We start from the raw sequence: 20,237 nt of genomic DNA, 5'->3' as shown, positions 1-20,237 counted from the left end.
CAGGAGACTGTTAGTACAGATCAAAGCGATCAGATTACCGGTGGAGCAGGTGACGATATCCTGACCGGAGGTAACGACAGTGATACGTTTATCTGGGATTCATCAGACGTAGGGACTGGAGGCTCGCCAGCACTGGATACGATTACTGATTTCAGTACTGGGTCTGGCGGTGATGTGATTGATCTGAGTGATGTGCTGGTGAATGAGTCAGAACCTTTGGATCAATATCTAAGCCTGAACTTCGAAGATGGTGATACGACTATTGAAGTGAAGCCGGATGCCAATGGCGATGTCACCCAGAAAATTAAACTTGAGGGTGTCGACCTGTCGAGTTACGGTGGCGGAAGCACTGATTCAGAAATCCTCAACAACCTGATTGATGATGGCAACCTTCAGATAGATTGATATTATTCAATCGCCTAAAAAAGGGACTGACCAACAGGTTAGTCCCTTTTTTATTGTCCAAGCAATTATTTGTATTTCTAAGATAATGAGCCGAAAGCCTTGATCTATCTGCTGACCCACCCACTGGAATTATTGAAAGCAAGCAACACTGGACGATTGGTGAAAGAAGTGATGCCGGAAACGATTGTCGAGAGCTGGAGCAGGGTAGAGCCTCCTGAACAGTTGTTAGCAATGCTGGAGTCGGATAGTTTTGCACCAAAACTCGTATTTCCAGAAGCGTTCGCGATCTATCAGCAATATGATGAGGTGTTTAAAGATTCAGGGGGAGCAAGGAAGCCGCTCTATATTTTGCTGGATGGAACCTGGCAGCAGGCCAGAAAAATGTACCGGCAAAGTCCCTATCTGCATAATCTGCCCTTGTGTGAGATCCAATCCGATGAAAAATCTGTGTATGATCTAAGGCGTAATCAAGCCTCAGGTGGACTTTGTACTGCTGAGGTGGCTGCAGAAGTGCTGGTTATGGAAGGCTTCCCTGAGAAGTGTTTGGCTCTCAAGGAGTCATTAGCCCTGTTCTGTAAGGAATACCGCTGAAAAACCATTGGCTGGCTTGAATCAACGTCCATAGCTGTTTTTCGTTCCCTTCTATATAATGACCGTTTTTGTATAGATTGCTGTTCAATCTCCCGTTTGGAAGACCTGTATGACTCGTGTGACTTATATGAAAAGTGCTGAGATTCGCTCTGCTTTTCTTGAATACTTCAGAGAAAATGGGCACGAAATTGTACCCAGTAGTTCTCTGGTACCTCACGATGACCCAACCCTGCTGTTTACCAATGCAGGTATGAACCAGTTCAAGGATACATTCCTTGGCAGGGAGCAACGAGCGTACAGCCGAGCCACTACATCCCAGAAATGTGTCCGTGCTGGCGGCAAGCACAATGACCTGGAAAACGTCGGGTACACCGCTCGTCACCACACCTTTTTTGAAATGCTGGGTAACTTCAGTTTTGGTGACTATTTCAAGCAGGATGCTATCCGTTTTGCATGGACTTTCCTGACGGAAAAGCTGCAGCTGCCCGTCGAGCGTCTTTGTGTGACTGTGTATGAATCCGATGATGAAGCTTATAACATCTGGGTGAAAGAAATCGGTGTACCCGCAGACAGCATTATTCGTATTGGTGACAACAAGGGCGCTCCTTACGCCTCAGACAATTTCTGGCAAATGGGAGATACCGGCCCCTGTGGTCCTTGTACAGAAATTTTCTATGATCATGGTGATCATATCTGGGGTGGTCGCCCTGGTACACCGGAAGAAGATGGCGATCGCTTTATTGAAATCTGGAACATCGTTTTCATGCAGTACAACCGTCAGGCTGACGGGACAATGGAGCCTTTGCCAAAGCCTTCCGTAGATACGGGCATGGGACTGGAGCGAATTGCTGCCATTATGCAGGGTGGTCACAGTAACTATGACATCGATATTTTCCAGAACCTCCTGAAAGATGCCTCTGAAATTCTGGGTGGTGTAGCTACTACTGAAGCTTCGCTGCGCGTCATTGCTGATCATATCCGTTCCAGCTCTTTCATTATTTCCGATGGCATCATGCCATCCAATGAAAGTCGTGGTTACACACTACGCAGGATTATTCGCCGGGCTTGTCGTCATGGCCATAAACTGGGTGCAAATCAATCATTCTTCTACAAACTGGTAGCTTCTCTGGTTCGTGAAATGGGCGATGCCTACCCGGATTTGGCTCGAAACCAGGCCCAGATTGAAAGAATTCTTCTGCAGGAAGAAGAGCAGTTCACTAAAACTCTCGACAAGGGCATGAAGCTGCTTGAAGACAAACTGCAAGGCCTTGAAGGCAGTGTTATTCCAGGTGATGTAGTTTTCACCCTGTACGATACCTACGGATTCCCGGTTGACCTTACAAATGACATTGCCAGAGAGCGTGAACTCACGGTTGACGAAGAAGGCTTTGAAAAACGGCTTGAAGCTCAGCGTGAGCGTGCCAGAGCTGCGAGCAAGTTTGGTGTTGATTACAACGAACAACTGGTGATTGAAGGTTCTACTGACTTTACCGGCTATGAGAAGCTGCAAGACGGGGCAGAAGTCACCGCTCTGTTTGTTGATGGGCAGTCTGTTGATTTTGTTTCTGAAGGCCAGCAGGCAACAGTAGTGCTGCAATCAACCCCGTTCTATGCGGAATCCGGTGGTCAGGTAGGTGATTCAGGCCTGCTGCAGTTTGACGGTGGCCAGGTCAAGGTGCTGGATACTCAGAAGCAGGGTGAAAGCCACCTTCATATATCTGAAATAACCCAGGGCAAATTAAAGCTGGGGGCCACTGTCACCGCTTATGTTGATGTTGAGAACCGTAAAGCCACTGAGTTGAACCATTCAGCTACACACCTGTTGCATGCGGCTTTGCGCAAAGTTCTGGGCGAGCACGTTACTCAGAAGGGCTCATTGGTAGACCCTGAAAAGCTTCGTTTTGACTTTTCTCATTTTGAAGCCGTTAAGCCTGAAGAGCTAAGAACTGTTGAGCAGATGGTAAACCAGCAGATTCGTGAGAACAGTCAGGTTGAAACTGAACTGCTGGGTATGGAAGCGGCACAGGAAAAAGGTGCCATGGCCTTATTTGGTGAAAAGTACGGTGAGGAAGTTCGCGTATTATCCATGGGTTCCGAAGGCTTTTCTGTTGAGTTGTGTGGTGGTACCCATGTTTCCCGTACAGGTGAAATTGGTTCCTTCAGAATTGTTTCTGAATCTGGTATTGCTGCAGGTGTGCGTCGAATTGAGGCTGTCACAGGTCGAGCTGCAGATCTGTATCAGGAGAAACTTGAAGATACCCTGAAATCTGTAGCCAGCCTGGTGAAAGGTTCTCAGGAAAATCTCCAGGAGAAGGTTTCTAGCTTGCTGGATCGCAATAAAGAACTTGAGAAAGAGATTCAGAAACTTCAGCAGAAATTGACTTCAGCGGGTAGCGCGGATCTGCTCTCGCAAGCAGTAGATGTTAACGGTATTAAGCTGCTGGCAACAGAGCTTGAAGGTGTTGATCCCAAATCTCTGAGGGATATGGTGGATCAGCTCAAAGGCAAGCTGCAGACTGGTATTGTCTTCCTGGCGGTTCCCGGGCATGCAAAGTTCCCTCTGGTAGCTGGTGTTACCAAGGATCTGACTGGCAAGGTGAAAGCAGGCGATTTACTGAAAATGGTGGCTGAGCAGGTCGGTGGTCGTGGTGGTGGTCGTCCGGATTTTGCCCAGGGTGGTGGTTCTGATCCTGCAAAAATGAAAGAAGCACTGGAATCCATTGCGCCGTGGTTGCAAGAACGATTGTAATGTGATTTGTTAAGTCGAACGACTCATACCCAATAAAAACGAGCCTTCTGGCTCGTTTTTATTGGGCTGCGCTTTTTTTCAAGAAGCTATTCGTGTTACATTCCGAGATCGGCTGATTGATGTAGAACGATATAAAAATGGCGCTGTTAGTACAAAAATTTGGCGGCACCTCGGTTGGAGACCTGGATCGAATCCAGGGGGTAGCCGACAAGGTGAAGCGGTTCAGGGATCAGGGACACGATGTCGTTGTCGTCGTCTCAGCAATGAGTGGCGAGACCAACCGTCTGACTGACCTGGCAACCAATATTCAAAAACAACCCACACCAAGAGAGATGGATGTTCTGCTTTCCACTGGCGAGCAGGTCACTATTGCCCTATTGGCTATGGCGCTCAATGAGCGAAACTGTCCAGCACGATCATATACTGGCAGTCAGGTATCCATTGTCACAGATCAGGCTCATACCAAGGCTCGCATCCAGAAAATAGACACAGAAAAAATGCGGGCTGATCTGGATCAGGGCAGAGTGATTATTGTTGCAGGCTTTCAGGGGCGTGATGATCAGGGCAATATAACCACTCTGGGTAGGGGTGGCTCTGATACCACCGCAGTAGCTCTGGCAGCGGCTCTGGACGCTGATGAGTGCCAGATTTATACCGATGTGGATGGTGTATACACAACCGACCCCCGTGTTGTAGAAGGGGCAAGACGTCTGGACAAGATTACTTTTGAAGAGATGCTGGAAATGGCCAGTCTGGGTTCAAAAGTACTGCAAATCCGAGCGGTTGAATTCGCTGGAAAATATAATGTCAAACTGAGGGTGCTGCATTCCATGCAGGAGGGCCCTGGAACGCTTATCACCATCGACGACGAGGATGTAGCTATGGAATCACCGGTTGTTTCTGGCATTGCCTTTAACAGGGACGAAGCGAAAGTCACAATCAAAGGTGTGCCCGACATTCCTGGTGTTGCGTCCCGAATTCTGGGTCCGGTCAGTAAGGCCAATATTGAAGTGGATATGATTGTCCAGAACGTGTCTGATGATCGTACTACCGACTTTACCTTTACTGTCCACCGAAATGACTATCAGCGGACTCTGGATGTTTGCGCCAAAGTGTGTGAAGAGCTGGGTGCCAGAGAATACGATGGCGATGGGAAGATAGCGAAAGTCTCCATAGTCGGTGTAGGTATGAGGTCCCATGCGGGTGTTGCCACCCAGATGTTTGAAGCACTGGCGGCAGAAGGGATCAATATCCAGATTATTTCGACCTCAGAAATCAAGGTCTCGGTCATTATTGCAGAAAAGTACCTGGAGCTGGCTGTCAGGGCTCTGCATTCGGTATTTGAGCTGGACCGGGAACCTGTTGAGAGTAATGGTGTCTAAGGCTGGGTAGAGCGTCTTGAAAAGGGAGTGATGCAGTCTCGACGTGCTACGTTCGATTAGTTGACTGACTTTGTTCTATGGAAGTCGGCCAGGAATATCGGACAAAAACACCGTCATTCCCGTCAGGTATGGATTCTTCAACTAGAATGGTCTGTGCCTATTAAAAACTTAGACAATGTGATTTTTTTGATGACTACATTTCTCTGCTAGTAAAAATACGCATGGAAATGTTGGGTTCGGTGGCTAGACTCTGTTTGCTGAGAGATTCTTAAGCATGAAACGGTGATCTGGCAGCTGCTGCTTTGCTGAGAGCTTAAGTATTCCCGTATGTGGGACTTAGGACAATCAACCAAAGCACCGCCGTGCTCAGGATTGACGGTCGTTGACTTACAGAGATGTAAATAAGGAGATTGTAATGCTGATTCTGACTCGCCGCGTAGGAGAGACCCTGATGGTCGGGGACGAGGTCACTGTCACTGTGCTGGGCGTAAAAGGTAACCAGGTGCGTATTGGAGTCAATGCGCCAAAAGAAGTTGCCGTTCATCGTGAAGAGATCTATCAGAGAATTCAAAAAGAAAAAGAGCACGGAGGTATACCATCTGTCTCTGAATCATACTGATACTCTGGTCGCAAAACTGAATTCAGTGAAAAATACCCAGGCAATTGTCTGGGTATTTTTTTATCTGTAACACTTGAGCATGAGTGATGTATGAACATTTGTAAGTTGTTGTTTATGAAGGCAGTAAATGTTGTTTTTATATAAGTCTGTGGTCGTTAAAGACGTAAGAAAAAGCTTGCATTCCAAGGAGTGAAAGGTAATATTAGTTGCACCTCCGGTGAGGTGGCCGAGAGGCTGAAGGCGCTCCCCTGCTAAGGGAGTATACGGTTTGTAGCCGTATCGAGGGTTCGAATCCCTCCCTCACCGCCATTTAGCTTTTCCTGCTTATTGTTTCTTCTCTTTAATCCTGCATTCAGGTGATATTGAGATAAGCTGCTTCCATTTCTCATTCCAGCCTTTGCTGTGTGTTGCTCCTTCTACTTTCTTCAGTGAAATACACTCTTTAATACTGGCCGACTTCAGATAATGTTTTGAAATCTGAGAGGGAATAATACGGTCTTTGCTGCCATAGAAATGCAGTTGTGGAATAGTGTTTAAACTGTCCTGAAAGTTCAGGGGGTTCATAGCAGATGGCATAGGAGTTACATTATGAAGCCGGTTAGTGAATGCAGGGTCCAGATTGCCAGCCAGTGTCCGTATTGTAATAACGTCATCCCTGCGTGAAGCCGTAAGAAGAGCCAGAGTGGCGCCTCCTGAATAGCCTACAAGTTCAATCTCTTTGTATTGACCATCCTTTTTCAAAAAATCGATGGATTCATTCAGGCTGTCGAGTGATTTACTGTCGTAACGGCCAAAAGTCCAAACAGCTTTATTGCAGGAATCAGACATGATGTATTGGCATGGCCTGCCAAGGTAAGCAACATCACTGTAGGGATCTTCCAACATCAAGCTATGAACAAGGCGGTTTGCAGGTGTTGGGTCACTGGAAGCAATTCCGCGTTTTAACCATGCTCTCCCGTCGCCTTCTATATAGATTCTCAGACGCTGGCTTTTAGGCTTGGCGGGTGTCCAGGCTTTTAATGTATAGGTTGACGTTTGGATTTCAATCGGCTTCAGGCTTTTTGTAAGTACCAGAGATTGGGTGGTCTCTTTAGAGAAGGGGGCGGGTGAATGGCAGCCGTTTAAGAGTAATATCGTAAAAGTGATAAGCAGAGTGTATTTCATAGGGGAGATGATATCGTTTTTAGTACTATTGTACCGATCTAATAAGCTTTATTAAATGTTTTTTGATATGGCTTTCCTGTAACCGTTTATTAAAAGAAAAGCTCTGAATGTTAAAAATAAATCGTAAATATAAGGTGTTATTAAAATTAACAACCAGTGAAAGTTAGTTGATAAAAATTGATTGATCAAATTATTTGTTTTTTAGAATTTAGGGGAAAGATAATTTAATTTTTAATTCTGAAAGAGTATTTAATAATAATTACGCCACTCTGTACGATACCCAGCCTTCAGGCTTCTGTGCCTGAGATGTCCATTGATTTGAAAAAGCTCATAAATGAGAAAATTCAACGAGCAAAACATCCAGACTAGAGGTTGGAGTTGGAGTAATGAGACAAGTTCAGGTGTTTAAAAAGACACTGCTTTCCGTAGCCGTGGTTGCGGCTCTTGGTGGTTATGGTGGTTATTCACAGGCTCAATTCCATGTGGATAATAAAGATATCTTTCTAACAGTAGATAAGCTCGATCTTACCGAAATGGTAAAAACTCGAGACGAAATGGATGCCGATGATCCTTTGAAAGCACAAGCTGACATGGCTGTTAAGCGTTATGAGGCTTACAAAATTAAATATGATGAAAAGACTACTAATGCAGAGAGGATGTTTGTAAATGCCAGTTTCTGGAAGCAGCTCCAGGCAGAAGCACCTCAGTTCTTTTTATTGGGCGTGCAAAAGGAGGCTGACGATGAAGCTGATAAGCAACCAGGTAGTCAGCAAACAGAAGAGAAGCCTACTGAAGAGAAACCTTTAGAAAAACGTGCAAAGGCTGTTTTGGATAAGGTTCAAAGAAACCCTCAGTTACTGGATGCTGCAGAAACAAAATCCAACTTCAGTGGTGAGGATCATGGTCTTCATAAAAGGCTTGTTAAGAGAACAGGACAAGACCTTCAGAAGGCTCAGGAAGCGCATCTAAAAAGCCTGGTAGCCCTTGAAGATGCAAAACTTCAAGATGTACTTCTTGTTGAGAAGGAAGTCATGGATGAAGCGACCAAAAAAACCAAAAAGGTTAAGGTAGCGCCAGATGCGATCGTGTTGAAAGGAATGGATTTGTCTGACGAAGGGGTCAGAAAAACAGTTCTTGAGAAGTTGGCGAAGGTTCCAGAAGTTTTTGAATTAAAGAAAGACGATTCTGGGAAAATTACCCAGTTGGGCTTTAAAACCAAAGTATTGGATCTGGCAGCTGTCAGTAGTGGTTTTAAAGAGGGAGAAAGAGTTCCTGTAGTTGCTTCTGCTGCTTCTGGTGAAGGAGTTGATAAAAAGGCACACGGTACGGTTGTACTTTCTGAGAAATCGAATGCAGTGCATGAAGGATTCGGTACAAAGGAGCGTGGACTTGAGGCATTTGTTGCCAAAGAAGGCACATCAGTACGTGTCGCAAAAGACGGGGCTATCCGATCCACAATCATCTACTTGAAAGACGTTGAAGACGTAACAGGTGTGGATGTTGAAGGTGAAGCTGGCAAGACGACAGAGGCCAAGACCTTTGTAGACTTGATTGCTGTTCTTCCAGAACAAATAGAGGTTATGGAAGAATCCAAAAATGAGAACGGTGAGGTAGTCAAGAAGCCTGTAGCGCGCAAAACTACAATGGTAATTGTTGATGGAGCCAAGAACGGTACTGTTAACATTAAAGGCCAGGAAGAAGTGCTCATTACCGGGGCTAAGTTGAACGTCAGGCAGGTGGGTGTTAAAGAAGACGGTGTTACTCCAGCTTCCACCAACGTTCACCTGACAGACAGTGATATTACTGTTGATGCGGGTTCCGATGATGTGGCCAATGGTGGTAAAGGTGTTGTAGCCGGTCAAAATGTTGTTTTGACTAATACTCGCCTGCGTATTCAGGAAGAGAATAAAATTACTCTTGAAGAAGCTACCCCCGAAGAATCAGGTGATGATGGCAAGGCTAAAGAAAAGAAACAGCCAAAGTCCATTACCGTTACTGAAATTAAGGCTGTACCTGTCAAGGGTCTGAATGCCAAGAGAGCAATGGAAGGTTCAACAGATGGTTTTGATAAGCACATCGTTGATGTTGAAGCTGAAGATGTTCCTGATGTATTCGAAGTTAGAAAAGGCTCTGTTGCCCATGTCAGCCTGACTGATTTTGAGAAGGTTCTGGTTGAAGATGGCTATCTGCATGCTGATGTAGTCAGTACGGTTGAACAGCCCTTGGCCTCGTTTGAGTTGAAAGGTAATGCAACTGTTCGCTCAATGTCTAAGGATGCTCAACCTGTATTCGTCAGAAAAGATGCAGATGTGACACTCTCTGCTGGTCAGGATGTGGCCAAAGATATCCATGGTTTCAGAAACTTCGTTCTGGACGGTGGTACTCTGGAAGGTAACCTGAAAGGTTTCGCTGCCGAAAAAGGTGAAGGCGAAGACCCCAAACGATTCGCTGGTTCAACGGTTACTCTGAAAGCGGGTACGTTGAAAGGTGGTGAGATCGGTGGCCTTATTGACGGTGAAGAAAATGAACACGTCAAAGAGGTTCGTGTAACCGGTCAGGTCGAGGTTAAGCCTGGTACTAGTGACCTGACAGCTCTGGACGCAGAAGCCTCTAAAAAGGCTGGAAAGGCCATCTATCAGTCCACTGACCTTAAGCAGACTAGAGTTGTTGCTCCATTGGTAATTGATTCTGATGGCAGTCTAAAAATCTATAAGACCTTTAAGGAAAGCAAGGGAGAAGGGGAAAAGGCTACTTCAACAGCTGCGCCTTCTTTAGTTGTCACAAATGGTAAAACACTTGAGAAAGGAGCTAATCTCGTTCTTGCTGTAGATTTGAATGACTCATCTCTGGCATCTACGCCTTATGCAAGTGTGGAGGGCGGTCTGAAGCTGAAAGGTCAGAACAAGGTTAAGCTTGATCTTTCGGGTATGGATGGTAAGAAGCGCTTCGAGCATGCTAGAAAACTGTATCAGGATGCGAAATCTGGTACGGCTGTAGCTGCTTCCATAGCTGCAGTAGAGGTGGATAAGGTTGAAGGTGACTTTGTAGCACCTGAAACAGGAACTGTCTTCCTGGATGCTTCCCAGAGTGGGTTTACTAAGAGCGAGAAGGCTAAGAAGTCTATGTACTCGCTTGAGGTTAAGTATGATCGCAATCCAACACAAAAGCTTCGCTCTCAGTTTGGTCTGACTGAAAACCAGGCAAATATGTATGTTGCAACCAATGAGGCTGCAATGTCTACTTCTAACATGGTTTCTTCTGAAGCTATGTATAACGTGATGACTCAGGCTGAGGAGCGTAAGGAAATCACACTGTTTGCTGATCAGCAGTTACCTGATCTTAATAACGGTGTTGGTCGTGCCTCTGTGACTCTCCAGAACAAAGTTAATGAGTCCATAGGTCGTCGTCTGAACAGTGGCCGTACAGGTGTTAATGCTGGAGATATGTTCGAGTCTCAAGGTTTCTGGGCTGAATACATCTTCAGTGATGGAAAGCTTGATAACAAGGACGGTGTGAAGGGTTATGAAGCTAAAGTGAATGGTGTCACTCTCGGTATCGACAGTATGTTGAATGACCAGATGACTGTTGGTTTTGCTTTCACGTTTGGTGATACCAAAGTGGAAACCAACGACATTAATCGTGATACAACCACTGATACCTATATGGGTACACTTTACACAGGTTGGACTCAGGACAACTATTTCTTGGACGCTATGTTCAGCTACGGTAAGGGAACTAACGAATATAAGCGTAAAGTTCAGTTGCAGAGCAACACATCTTATAAAGGCGAGGCGGATAGCACTATCTGGGGTGCTCGTTTCGTAGCGGGTTATAACTATCAGATGAATCAGTGGATTCTCCAACCACAGATTGCTTTTGATTATGCCAGCGTTGACTTTGATGATGTGACCGAAAAGCTGACAGGTGATTTGGCTCAGAAGCGCAAGATGAAAGAGTTCGAAGTTATGGAGTTGGGCGCTGGCATGAAGCTTTTGGGTGATTTCGAAATGGGTCGAGGAACACTTCAGCCTGAATTTGTTCTGATGGGTTATCATGACTTCAAGGATGATAAGCCTGAGACTACTGTGACTATCCTACAGGGTGATGTTACAAGAACATTCACTGGTAGTGATCGTGAACAGAATCGTTTCCTTGCCGGTCTGGGTGTGAGTTACAAAATGGAGAACAACCTGAGTCTGGGTCTGCACTATGACCATAACTGGATGGGTGACTACAAAGCAGACAGCTTTAATGCCACTGTCCGTTATGAGTTCTGATTAGTTGTAAGCTAACGATTAACCACCAGCGTCTGTAAAAAGACCTGAACTTTTTGCCCCGCTTATGCGGGGCTTTTTTGTTTTTGTGCGTTGTTGTTCAGCTGTGAAAATTGCCACAATGCCGTTGACTCCAGGGGGTTAAATCTCTATAGTTCGCTCCCGTTGACGCAGCGCGCTCGTAGCTCAGCTGGATAGAGTACCTGGCTACGAACCAGGCGGTCGGAGGTTCGAATCCTCCCGAGCGCGCCAATCAATGTTTTCAATATGAGCGTCCGTAGCTCAGCTGGATAGAGTACCTGGCTACGAACCAGGCGGTCGGAGGTTCGAATCCTCCCGGACGCGCCATTTGAAAACAACGACAAATGTCGTTAAGGTAGATTGAAACGGTGAGGTGGCCGAGAGGCTGAAGGCGCTCCCCTGCTAAGGGAGTATACGGTTTGTAGCCGTATCGAGGGTTCGAATCCCTCCCTCACCGCCATTTAAGTATGCCATGAAGAAACAACGCGCTCGTAGCTCAGCTGGATAGAGTACCTGGCTACGAACCAGGCGGTCGGAGGTTCGAATCCTCCCGAGCGCGCCATTTTAAAAGTTTTCAAATATGAGCGTCCGTAGCTCAGCTGGATAGAGTACCTGGCTACGAACCAGGCGGTCGGAGGTTCGAATCCTCCCGGACGCGCCATTTTGAAAGCAGCGACAAATGTCGTAGCAGTAAATACAGATCGTTATATAAATTTCGCGCTCGTAGCTCAGCTGGATAGAGTACCTGGCTACGAACCAGGCGGTCGGAGGTTCGAATCCTCCCGAGCGCGCCATTTTAAGCTGATAGTGATCATTATCAGTTTATACATACGGTGAGGTGGCCGAGAGGCTGAAGGCGCTCCCCTGCTAAGGGAGTATACGGTTTGTAGCCGTATCGAGGGTTCGAATCCCTCCCTCACCGCCATTTAATAAAAAAGACGCTCTATTGAGCGTCTTTTTTATTAACGGTATTGGAAAGATTAGAACCCAGGGTTCGACAAAATCGTCCGGAACGATTTTGGACGCACTTCAGTGCGCCCGAAGGGTTGAAGTCACGACGGCTTCAATCTTTCCCTCCCTCACCGCTATTTGATTTCAAAACATTCATTTCCCATATACCCATTCATCGATTGTATTGGTTTTACCAAGAATTTATTCCTTTGAAGTCTTATTTAATCGTATTTTACAGGTAATGCTGTTAAGGGGTGAATGCTGTCCCGTCGGTACTGTTATTGGTTTTTTTGCAGGAGGAAGATCAAGAGAGATGTCTACTTTGAATCATTCATGAAGTGGCTGAGCTTGACAGGATTTCCACTAACAAGTGAAACTCATCCTCAGTCGTATGTTGTTCAGAAAATAATAATGATAAAAAGTTACGCTAAATCTGTTACTGCTCTCCTTTTGTTTGTTTTCTCCATAATCGCTGCAGCAGCCTGGTATTTTTCTCATCAACTTCTGTATCCGGGAATCTATCCCTGTAATCAGGAGCATTACGTTTTCTGTGATTCTCCGTCTGAGATTGGATTAAGTTATGAAGATGTTTCTCTGGAAACGGCGGATGATATCCATCTGAAGGGGTGGTTTGTTCCTGGATCGAAAGCAGATCAGGGGGTTGTCCTGGTGCATGGCAGAGGAGCAACCCGGCATGAAGGTTTAAGAGACTCAATCGCTTTGCATGGGCAGGGTTTTAACCTGCTTCTGATTGATCTGCGTAACTCGGGCTCCAGTCAAAAGTCATATAACTCAATGGGTTTTCATGAGGTCAAAGATGTCCATACTGGAGTGGAATACCTCAAAGATAGGGGAATTTCTAATATTGGAGTAGTCGGTTACTCCATGGGCGCTACTACCTCTATCATGGCTATGTCTGAGAATAAGCAGATCAAGGCTGGCTGGTTTGATGCCGGTTTTTCTGATCTGAATACGATCATTCTTGAGGCTGGAGAGAGGGATTTTAATTTGCCGAAAATGAACTGGTTCAGCGGCCTGGTTCGGTTCTTTTATGAGTGGCGTGGTGATTTGGAAACCATCCAGTCTGCACCGGTTAATGTGATCTCTAAAATCTCACCAAGACCCGTAATGATTGTGCATGGAACCGCTGACAGGGTTGTAGATGTCAGTCATGGAAAAAGGTTGTATGAGGCTGCTCAAGAACCCAAAAGCTTATGGATTGTGCCTGAGGGACGTCACACTCGTACCTGGCAAGCTGATAAGGAAAAGTCCTCAAGATTGATTAGTGAGTTCTTCAATAAAGGTCTTAGTGAGGCAGGAGTATAAAAAGAGAAATAGCCTCAAATATGAGGCTATTTAATATTTTTGATTTTGATGTAGTTAGGTTTAAAGCAGTACTAATTCGTTATGATGCTTCGAGAGCAACTGCCTTGCTCCTGACCCCAGAGAAAATAACATGCTCATAGGGTTCCATTAGTCGTACCATACGATAGGTAACACCATTCTTGGGAAGCACATTGTCAGGTGCGCCCACCAACAGTTGAAGTGACTGGTTTGCACATAGTTCTTCGAGTGTTTGTAGGGCCCTGGCATCCAGCCGGGCTGCTTCATCCAGGAATAGCAGGCGGTTGGCTGCGTGACCATTTCCTTCCCGATTCTGTGACTCCCAAGAGTGAAGAACCATTGTGAGTACCGCAAGGCCTGTTCCAATGGCTTCACCGGTCGACAGATTCGTTGGGTTGGCTGCTTCAAACTGACTGTTGCCTGCACGTTGAATCAGAATGTTGAGCTTGATGTATTCACGATAATCCAGCAGCTTTTCACCGGTAATGGTGCCGCCGGTTTCCCGCTTGAAAATTTCTGCCAGAGCGTCTTCTACCGTCATTTCAGGTTGTTTGAACAGGTCTCCGTAGAACTGGCTCTGAAGGGCGTCCAGTACTTTTCTGAAGCTATCGATTTCCTGAACTTCAATTTTGATGGATCGAATTGTGCCAAAGTGGACGCTAGAGAGTGCTGAGTTCAGCTGGAAGATCTGTTTGCGCTGTCGGTTGATGCTGCGTTGAATGTTCTGGCCCATATATTCGGACTCAGCCAGAAAGCGTGACTCTGCATCTTTCAGGCGCTCCTCAAGACGAATCAGGTGTTCCTCCAGTTGTTCAAGGGCTTGTCTTGGGTCATCTGAGTTGGAAATGGTTTTATCCATTCGCTCAGAAAGGAGTTGTTGTGCACAGAGAAAGCCTTCAAATAATCCGGGCAGATCCGACAGGCTGGTCTCGGAGAGTTGTTTCAGCAGGGTATTTTCTGGTTCAGGTTTCAGAGCCTGTTCGAGTCGGGCTCTGGCTGTAGAGATATTTTCCTTAAGTTGTTCGTTACTTTCTTCGAGCACATATTGAGATTGCAGTCGACTTAAGAGGCCGCTTTGTCCTGCCTGCTCTTGAATGGTCTCCCAATGCTGTTTGGCTATTTCACTCTTGGGAGTGATGGCTTCAACTTCGGTTTGAAGTTTTTGCAGCTGGTCTTTGAGGCCTTCCAGTTCAGACCGGTATCGGGTTACAGATTCGAACAGAGTTTGATGTTTGGGCTCAATAGCGCGTAATTGACTGATGACTTCTTCCAGTTGCGCGCTCATCTGGTCAGAGAGTGATTCATGCCAGTCCAGGGGAATGCCATTCATCTCGTTTTCTTTCAGTAGCAGTTGACCTTCGTTGTGTTGAATCAGGCCTTTGTCTGCAGAAATATTGCCATTGAGTGCCTGAAGCTGCTCTTTGAGCAGTTCCAGTTCTTTTTGTTGAACCCGTTTTCTGGAATCTTTTTCTTCCCATTCCTGCTTCAGAGATTCTCTTAAGGAGCTGGTTTCATTCTGACGGTGAACGGAATCTTTAAAGCGAAGGTTGGGTAAAGTCTGCTCGGCTCTTTGCAGTAGATCTATAACGTTGCCCAGCTCTGAAATGTTGGCGCTGAGTTTATCCAGGCTGGCTTTAAAGGTATCAATATCTTTGGCAGGAGGTGTGTCAAGATACAGTCTGCTTTTTTCCAGTTGTGAAATGCTGTCTGAATGCGTTTTGATCCATTCTGTTGATTCAAGACACTGTGTGTGTTGGCGATCAATGCTTTCAAGCATCATTTCCAGATCAGTATCGTCCAGAACGGGGGCGTTGCTCTGTTGGTTCTCCAGAAAGGCTACAACCTGGCTCAGAGATTTTAACTCGATGCCTTTTTGGTTGAGATTCGCCTGAGTGGAAGTCAGTTCGTTCTGACACTGTTCAATATTGTCACTAATGGTGTCAACATCGGGTTTGCTGCGACCAATCCAATGAGAGATCGGGGCAATCTGGTCCAGTAAAGAAAACTGTTTGGTGAGTTTTTTTCGGTTTACGGCGAGAGTTTGTCTGTCATCAAGCAGCGCCTCTTCCCGATCAATGAGTCTCAGTCTTTCGTTCTCTCGAGCCAGTTTGCCAATGGTTGGGAATTCAGGCTCTCTGCTGATACGAGAAATGTTCTGTGAAAGATTGATCAGGACACTGCCGTCTTCGTCCTGATGGAGGGGGGACTGAATAAAGTCGTCCTCTGAGAAGCTGCTTCGTTGTTCACCCTGAAGTAGCCAGACATCATCAGGTCTATCGGTTTCCTGACGAATCAATGAGGCGGCTTTATCGACATCCTGAACCAGAATGGCGTTTCGAAGCGGGCCCATTTTCGCTTCGAGCCAGGCCGCTTCTTCCAGTGAGATTTCGTCTTCATCAAAGAACTGGCTGACCAGTTGACCGCCAGTGAGTTCTGCCAGTTTCTGCAACTGGATTTGCTCAGCGGATTCAGTGACCTCAAGGCCTTTCAATCGAATACGCAGGGTATTCAGTTCATTCTCAAGGTTGAGATCCTGGCGACTAATCTGTTGCTGCTTCAGGGTAAGCTCATTCCGAACTGTACTTAAATCATTAGGTTGACTCAGTCGTATTTCATGATTCTGTTCGATCAGTTCCTTGAGCAGATTGTCGTACTCTAACCATTGCGAGTGATCTCTATGCGTCTGAGCTTTTTGTTGCTCAAGCGCCTGTTTTGTCAGTCTCAAGTCTTGCAGTGAAGAGGAGAGTTGCTCTAATTGCTCTCCAAGGACAACTTTTTCAGCTTGACCCTCTTGAAGGGTTTCTAACCATTGTGGGTAGTTAGTAATCGATTGGTTGTAAGGCGTCGGTAGCCTGGCTATATGCTCAAGCAGACGTTGTTGTTCCAACCGTTTTTTCTGGCAGGATTCGAGTTTCACCTTGATGGCAGGAAGTTCTCTTGACTCCTGTTCTCTGGTGCGTCGCTTCTGTATCCATTGATCGGCAATAGTGCCGGCGTTATCGGCAGATACTTCGCTGTTTTCCAGCTGTTCAAGGATGGGGAGGCACAGGCTGAAATGGCCTCGTATATTTTCCATCTGTTCAAGCAGGGGGCGCTTGACGTGGTATTCCGCAGACAGTTCCTTGCGGTTTTGCTCTTTATCCAGAAGGATGTTGCTGAGATTCGTTTCGTCCAGTGACTCATCCTTCAGCAGGTTTCGACATTGCTCCAAACTGGAGATTGTCTGGTTATAGAGACCTGCTTTTCGAGCTTCTTCTGAGTAGGCATCTTCAGCGTTGGCCAACTGTGTCACCAGTGAGCGAACATCTTCTTCAATTTGATCAAGTTGCTCACTTTGTTCCTGCTTTTGGGCTTCCAGTATTTCCTGTTGAGAGTTTTGCTGCTCCATGCGTTCATGGATGCAGTCGTTCTCCATTTTCAGTTGTCTGGATTCGCTGTGCAGACGATCAAGGGTTTCAGCTTGCTCTTTCTGGCTTCTTGCTACTTGCTCATGGTGCTCAAGTTGCTCGCGGGTATGGTCGAGTTGCTCAATTTCAAGTTCGACAGCGCTGATTTGCTGTTGTTGAGCAGTAATGTCTGAAGCAGTACGTTGGGACTGATTCTGGCAGTCGATCAGTGATTGCTGGAGTTGAACCTGAAGCCTCTGGGCTAAGCCAATCACGTTTTCGCCCAGCAGATAACTGGAATCCAGAAGTTCCTTGATGAGTTCCCGTTTTTCCCGAGTATCATTGATACTGTCTCGGGTTTTCCGTGTTTCCTGCAGCGCATTCTGCATTGAGCTGACCGACTTTTTAACATTCTCTTCCGAGGTCAGCAGGTAGTCACGGAGGCCTTTCTGCATTTCTGAAGACAGTCCACCATATAGACTGGTCTCCAGCATCCGGTAGTAGCGTTGGCGGTCCCGGGTGTTTTCCATTCGACGGGGGATGATACGGCACTCAAACTGCCAATCCATAAACTGGCCGAGTGATTTGAATCGCTTCAGGGTGCCACCCTGCATGGCAACTTGGTTGGAGAGTGCATTGCCCTCAAGGGCGTCGTAGCGATTCTCTCCAGCTGGACTCATCACCAGATCTTTGACGGAAACATCTGCATCGATTCCGGTAATGGCAAACATTTTCAGTTCGACTCTGGGTTTTCCAAGCCGTTTTAGCTGAACGCCAGCAATAACCCGTGCATTGTTGAACAGGGTGTAGTCGACCAGTGAGTAGCAAGTTCCGCTTTCAATGCGTCCCCATATGCCGTTGTCACTGCGATCCTGGCCGCTGTCGGAGTTGTTTCTCAGTCTTACCAGTCGGTTGTCGGGTACGCGGTTGACCAGTAAGGCGCCCATAATGGTGGTCTTTCCTGCACCATTATGACCAATCAGGTTGCTCATCCACTGGTGCAGGGACAGTGTTTTGAAAAAGATACCGCGAAAATTAACCAGTGTCAGACTGTTAATCTGTGTGCGTGTCTGACTCATGCTTCGACTTCCTTAATCTGATCGGATGTGCCTTCTGTGGTTGATATCTCAGATGATGAGTCATCTGTTGTTGTCTGGTCGGCCACCTCTTCCTCAGCTTCCAGGCAAATGGATCCGGATTGCACCAGTTTTTCCAGGCTTTCCCGGGTCATTTGTCCAGCTCTGACGGGTTCTATAAAACGCATGAGAGGTGATTGGGTCTGAACTCTGTCAGCCTTCATGCCATCCATACGGATCATTCCCAGTCTCGACAGTTGCCTCAAAGAGCGTTTAAGGGTGTCCATGGCTTTCTCACGGTCGAGCTGTGTGTCGATTTTTTTTCGGTCCAGCAGGCGTGCCAGTCGTTCGTCGTCTACCAGCATGCGTAAACGTTCAAATAAAGTATCAGCCCTGATCCAGCCTCCACCTTCCAGCTGTTCAGGATCAAGGTGATAGAGTGCCAGAAGCTGACCCAGAACCATGCTGAGTTCATCGAGTTTTTTCGAGCGAATCAGGTTTTTGTTGCCGAGATTAGGGCGTAGATAATAGTAATCTTCTTGCCCACGGATCAGATCAGCCCCATAGCGCTGATAATGAAGATCCAGCCAGGTTTCGCCTGCCTGTAGCATGCTGTAGAGATGGGTGTGTCTCGCATCAATGTGTTCACCCCGGCGCAGTCGGCTGTCCAGCTCAGGAAAGAGATCGTCATTGATGACTTCGGTCAGAGTCTGGTATGGGGTATTAGCATTCAAGCGAAGGTTCTCCCTGTCTCTTGGTAGGGTGTTGTTTGATAGGTTGAGTCAGTTTGAGCTGCAGGTGCTCTGCTTCAAGATTCGGCATGATTTCCTGCCAGATGCTGTCTGGAATATCTTCGGGATGCTGAAAATGACCCAGCTTGGTCATGGACTCAAACAGCCAGCCGGCGGATTGCAGGAGGTCAGTCATCGGAATCACGGAAGAAAGTTCACTCAGGGCTTCCTCGTAAGAAGGTAAGTGCTCTTTTTCACAAACGAGATTTTTCAACCAGTGAGTAATTTCAGATTTACGCGCTTCCAGATCATCCAGGTCTGTCATACCTTCTTCATCCATAATCACTTGTGATTGAACGGATTCGGATTGCGGGACGTCAATTTCCCTGAGTCGAATCAGTGGCTCGTCACTGCACAGGTTGAGGGACCAGGGCGTCTGATCATAATTCTGAATGGCGTCGAGCGTGCGTTCCATCAGCGCCTTTCTCTCATCCATATTAATGAACTGACGTATGTATTGATGAGCTCGCTGATGAAAACTTTCCCAGTGCTCCAGTCTTTCACCGCTCCAGTGCTCAATCCGGTCCAGATGTTGTTCAAGTCTGAAGACCGAATGCGCGGCCAGTTTTCTGTCGGCGGTTTCGCAGGCGCTGGAGATGGCTTCCAGTAATTGCCTCAGGTGATGGCATGAGGCCAGCAATAATTGTTGAAGGTCCTGAAGTCTGTCCTGGGTGTCATTCAGTAGATGTTCGCAACGGGTCATGGCGTTTTGCCAGTCGTGTTTTAGCAGGGCTACCACTTCAGAGCGGGTCTCTATGGCTTCCTGATCCAGCTGTCGCTGGCGGTGATCTATGGCGGTCACCAGTTGTCGAACCGTTACATCAAGTGGGGCCTCAATCTGAAGGCGCCAGTATTGGTCGTTACCGTCATTGACTGCTGCATCCCTTATTTCGCGCAGGTGGCTGGCTACTGTCATGAACAAAGTGCTCAATGCAGTATGAGAGGCGTCAAAACCAGTGCAGATAGACTCAACTATTTGCTCAGAAACGGGTGGGAGCAGATAGGCGTGCTGCTTTTCGCCGATGCCTTCCAGGCAGATCAACAGGTTCTGCTCCAGAAGGCGGCGAATGGTTTCGTTGCAACGTCGCTGGCAGCTGTCCGCAAGACTATCCAATAATTGTTTGTCGACCTGTTCGTAGACAATATGGAGTTCTTCTTCACTGAACTCCGGTTGGGATTCCTGATCTTTCCAGTATCGCAGGGTGGCAAGAAAAGCCAGGTCCGCAGGTTGCAGGTTCAGCTTCTGTCCACTGGTTAAAATATTGCTGATCAGTGAGGGGATATCGTGAGATGCCGTCAATCCATACTCCCTAGCTAGTTACCTTGAAAACTTTCATTGTCAGTAGGCATGAAAACTTTTTCAGTTGGCCGTGGCCGTTTAAATTAAAAAATACGTTCGTTTTGGACATTGCCGCCAAATCCCTTGATGGAGGGGTATCAAGTACGGTGCTTCGTACTTGTACTGTATGTCCGTTCTTTAAAGG

11 protein-coding genes and 8 tRNA genes are annotated in these 20,237 nt (G+C 46.7%); 15 read left to right on the top strand and 4 right to left on the bottom strand.

The genetic code is table 11. The features are described 5' to 3' along the window. From WG89_RS25620 to WG89_RS25595, 6 genes are all read left to right on the top strand, one after another. Positions 1–405, top strand: a 405-nt coding sequence (locus WG89_RS25620; RefSeq protein WP_153301823.1) for a type I secretion C-terminal target domain-containing protein, incomplete at its 5' end; no start/stop codon positions are given. Between the two features lie 99 nt (positions 406–504). After that, positions 505–996: a tRNA-uridine aminocarboxypropyltransferase gene (locus WG89_RS25615; RefSeq protein WP_062270510.1), complete on the top strand. Its 492-nt coding sequence runs from the start codon at positions 505–507 to the stop codon at positions 994–996. A gap of 127 nt (positions 997–1,123) precedes the next feature. Beyond that, positions 1,124–3,745, top strand: coding sequence for an alanine--tRNA ligase (alaS, locus tag WG89_RS25610; protein WP_062270513.1), 2,622 nt, complete (start codon positions 1,124–1,126; stop codon positions 3,743–3,745). 137 nt (positions 3,746–3,882) lie between these two features. Further along, positions 3,883–5,127 (top strand): aspartate kinase, encoded by a 1,245-nt coding sequence (locus WG89_RS25605; RefSeq protein WP_062270509.1) that lies wholly within the window; start codon positions 3,883–3,885, stop codon positions 5,125–5,127. A 415-nt stretch (positions 5,128–5,542) separates the two neighbouring features. Continuing rightward, positions 5,543–5,746: a carbon storage regulator CsrA gene (gene csrA, locus WG89_RS25600; protein WP_062270508.1), complete on the top strand. Its 204-nt coding sequence runs from the start codon at positions 5,543–5,545 to the stop codon at positions 5,744–5,746. A 216-nt stretch (positions 5,747–5,962) separates the two neighbouring features. After that, positions 5,963–6,055, top strand: a tRNA-Ser gene (locus WG89_RS25595). 15 nt (positions 6,056–6,070) lie between these two features. Here the strand turns inward: WG89_RS25595 and WG89_RS25590 are convergent. Further along, positions 6,071–6,910 carry an alpha/beta hydrolase gene (locus WG89_RS25590; RefSeq protein WP_062270507.1) on the bottom strand — a complete coding sequence of 280 codons (840 nt, stop codon included), beginning with the start codon at positions 6,908–6,910 and terminating at the stop codon, positions 6,071–6,073. Positions 6,911–7,296: 386 nt separating this feature from the next. Between WG89_RS25590 and WG89_RS25585 the strand changes: the two genes are divergently transcribed. From WG89_RS25585 to WG89_RS25545, 9 genes are all read left to right on the top strand, one after another. Next, on the top strand, positions 7,297–11,187 hold the full coding sequence (locus WG89_RS25585; protein WP_062270506.1) for an autotransporter outer membrane beta-barrel domain-containing protein: 3,891 nt from the start codon (positions 7,297–7,299) through the stop codon (positions 11,185–11,187). Between the two features lie 172 nt (positions 11,188–11,359). Further along, positions 11,360–11,436: transfer RNA gene (locus WG89_RS25580), tRNA-Arg, on the top strand. 19 nt (positions 11,437–11,455) lie between these two features. Beyond that, a tRNA-Arg gene (locus WG89_RS25575) sits at positions 11,456–11,532 on the top strand. A gap of 40 nt (positions 11,533–11,572) precedes the next feature. Beyond that, a tRNA-Ser gene (locus WG89_RS25570) sits at positions 11,573–11,665 on the top strand. 25 nt (positions 11,666–11,690) lie between these two features. Beyond that, a tRNA-Arg gene (locus WG89_RS25565) sits at positions 11,691–11,767 on the top strand. A 22-nt stretch (positions 11,768–11,789) separates the two neighbouring features. Continuing rightward, positions 11,790–11,866: transfer RNA gene (locus WG89_RS25560), tRNA-Arg, on the top strand. A gap of 56 nt (positions 11,867–11,922) precedes the next feature. Continuing rightward, a tRNA-Arg gene (locus WG89_RS25555) sits at positions 11,923–11,999 on the top strand. Positions 12,000–12,037: 38 nt separating this feature from the next. Then, a tRNA-Ser gene (locus tag WG89_RS25550) sits at positions 12,038–12,130 on the top strand. A gap of 437 nt (positions 12,131–12,567) precedes the next feature. Then, the gene (locus tag WG89_RS25545; RefSeq protein WP_062270505.1) at positions 12,568–13,482 is read left to right on the top strand and encodes an alpha/beta hydrolase; all 915 of its coding nucleotides are present in this window, start codon (positions 12,568–12,570) and stop codon (positions 13,480–13,482) included. 79 nt (positions 13,483–13,561) lie between these two features. Here the strand turns inward: WG89_RS25545 and mukB are convergent, their stop codons facing one another. Genes mukB through WG89_RS25530 form a run of 3 tightly spaced genes read right to left on the bottom strand, consistent with a single transcriptional unit; the run spans position 13,562 to position 20,053 of the window. Then, on the bottom strand, positions 13,562–17,965 hold the full coding sequence (gene mukB / locus WG89_RS25540) for a chromosome partition protein MukB (protein ID WP_062270504.1): 4,404 nt from the start codon (positions 17,963–17,965) through the stop codon (positions 13,562–13,564). Beyond that, positions 17,962–18,696, bottom strand: a complete 735-nt coding sequence (locus WG89_RS25535) for a chromosome partition protein MukE (RefSeq protein WP_062270503.1) — start codon at positions 18,694–18,696, stop codon at positions 17,962–17,964. The genes mukB and WG89_RS25535 overlap by 4 nt, the downstream gene beginning before the upstream one ends. After that, positions 18,686–20,053, bottom strand: a complete 1,368-nt coding sequence (locus WG89_RS25530) for a hypothetical protein (RefSeq protein ID WP_062270502.1) — start codon at positions 20,051–20,053, stop codon at positions 18,686–18,688. The genes WG89_RS25535 and WG89_RS25530 overlap by 11 nt, the downstream gene beginning before the upstream one ends. Positions 20,054–20,237: the final 184 nt, after the last annotated feature.

The sequence above is a fragment of the Endozoicomonas arenosclerae genome (genome assembly GCF_001562015.1).
GTDB classification, from domain to species: Bacteria; Pseudomonadota; Gammaproteobacteria; order Pseudomonadales; family Endozoicomonadaceae; genus Endozoicomonas_A; species Endozoicomonas_A arenosclerae.
Note: the sequence above shows the minus strand (reverse complement) of the source record. Positions and strands in the feature narration are given on the sequence as shown.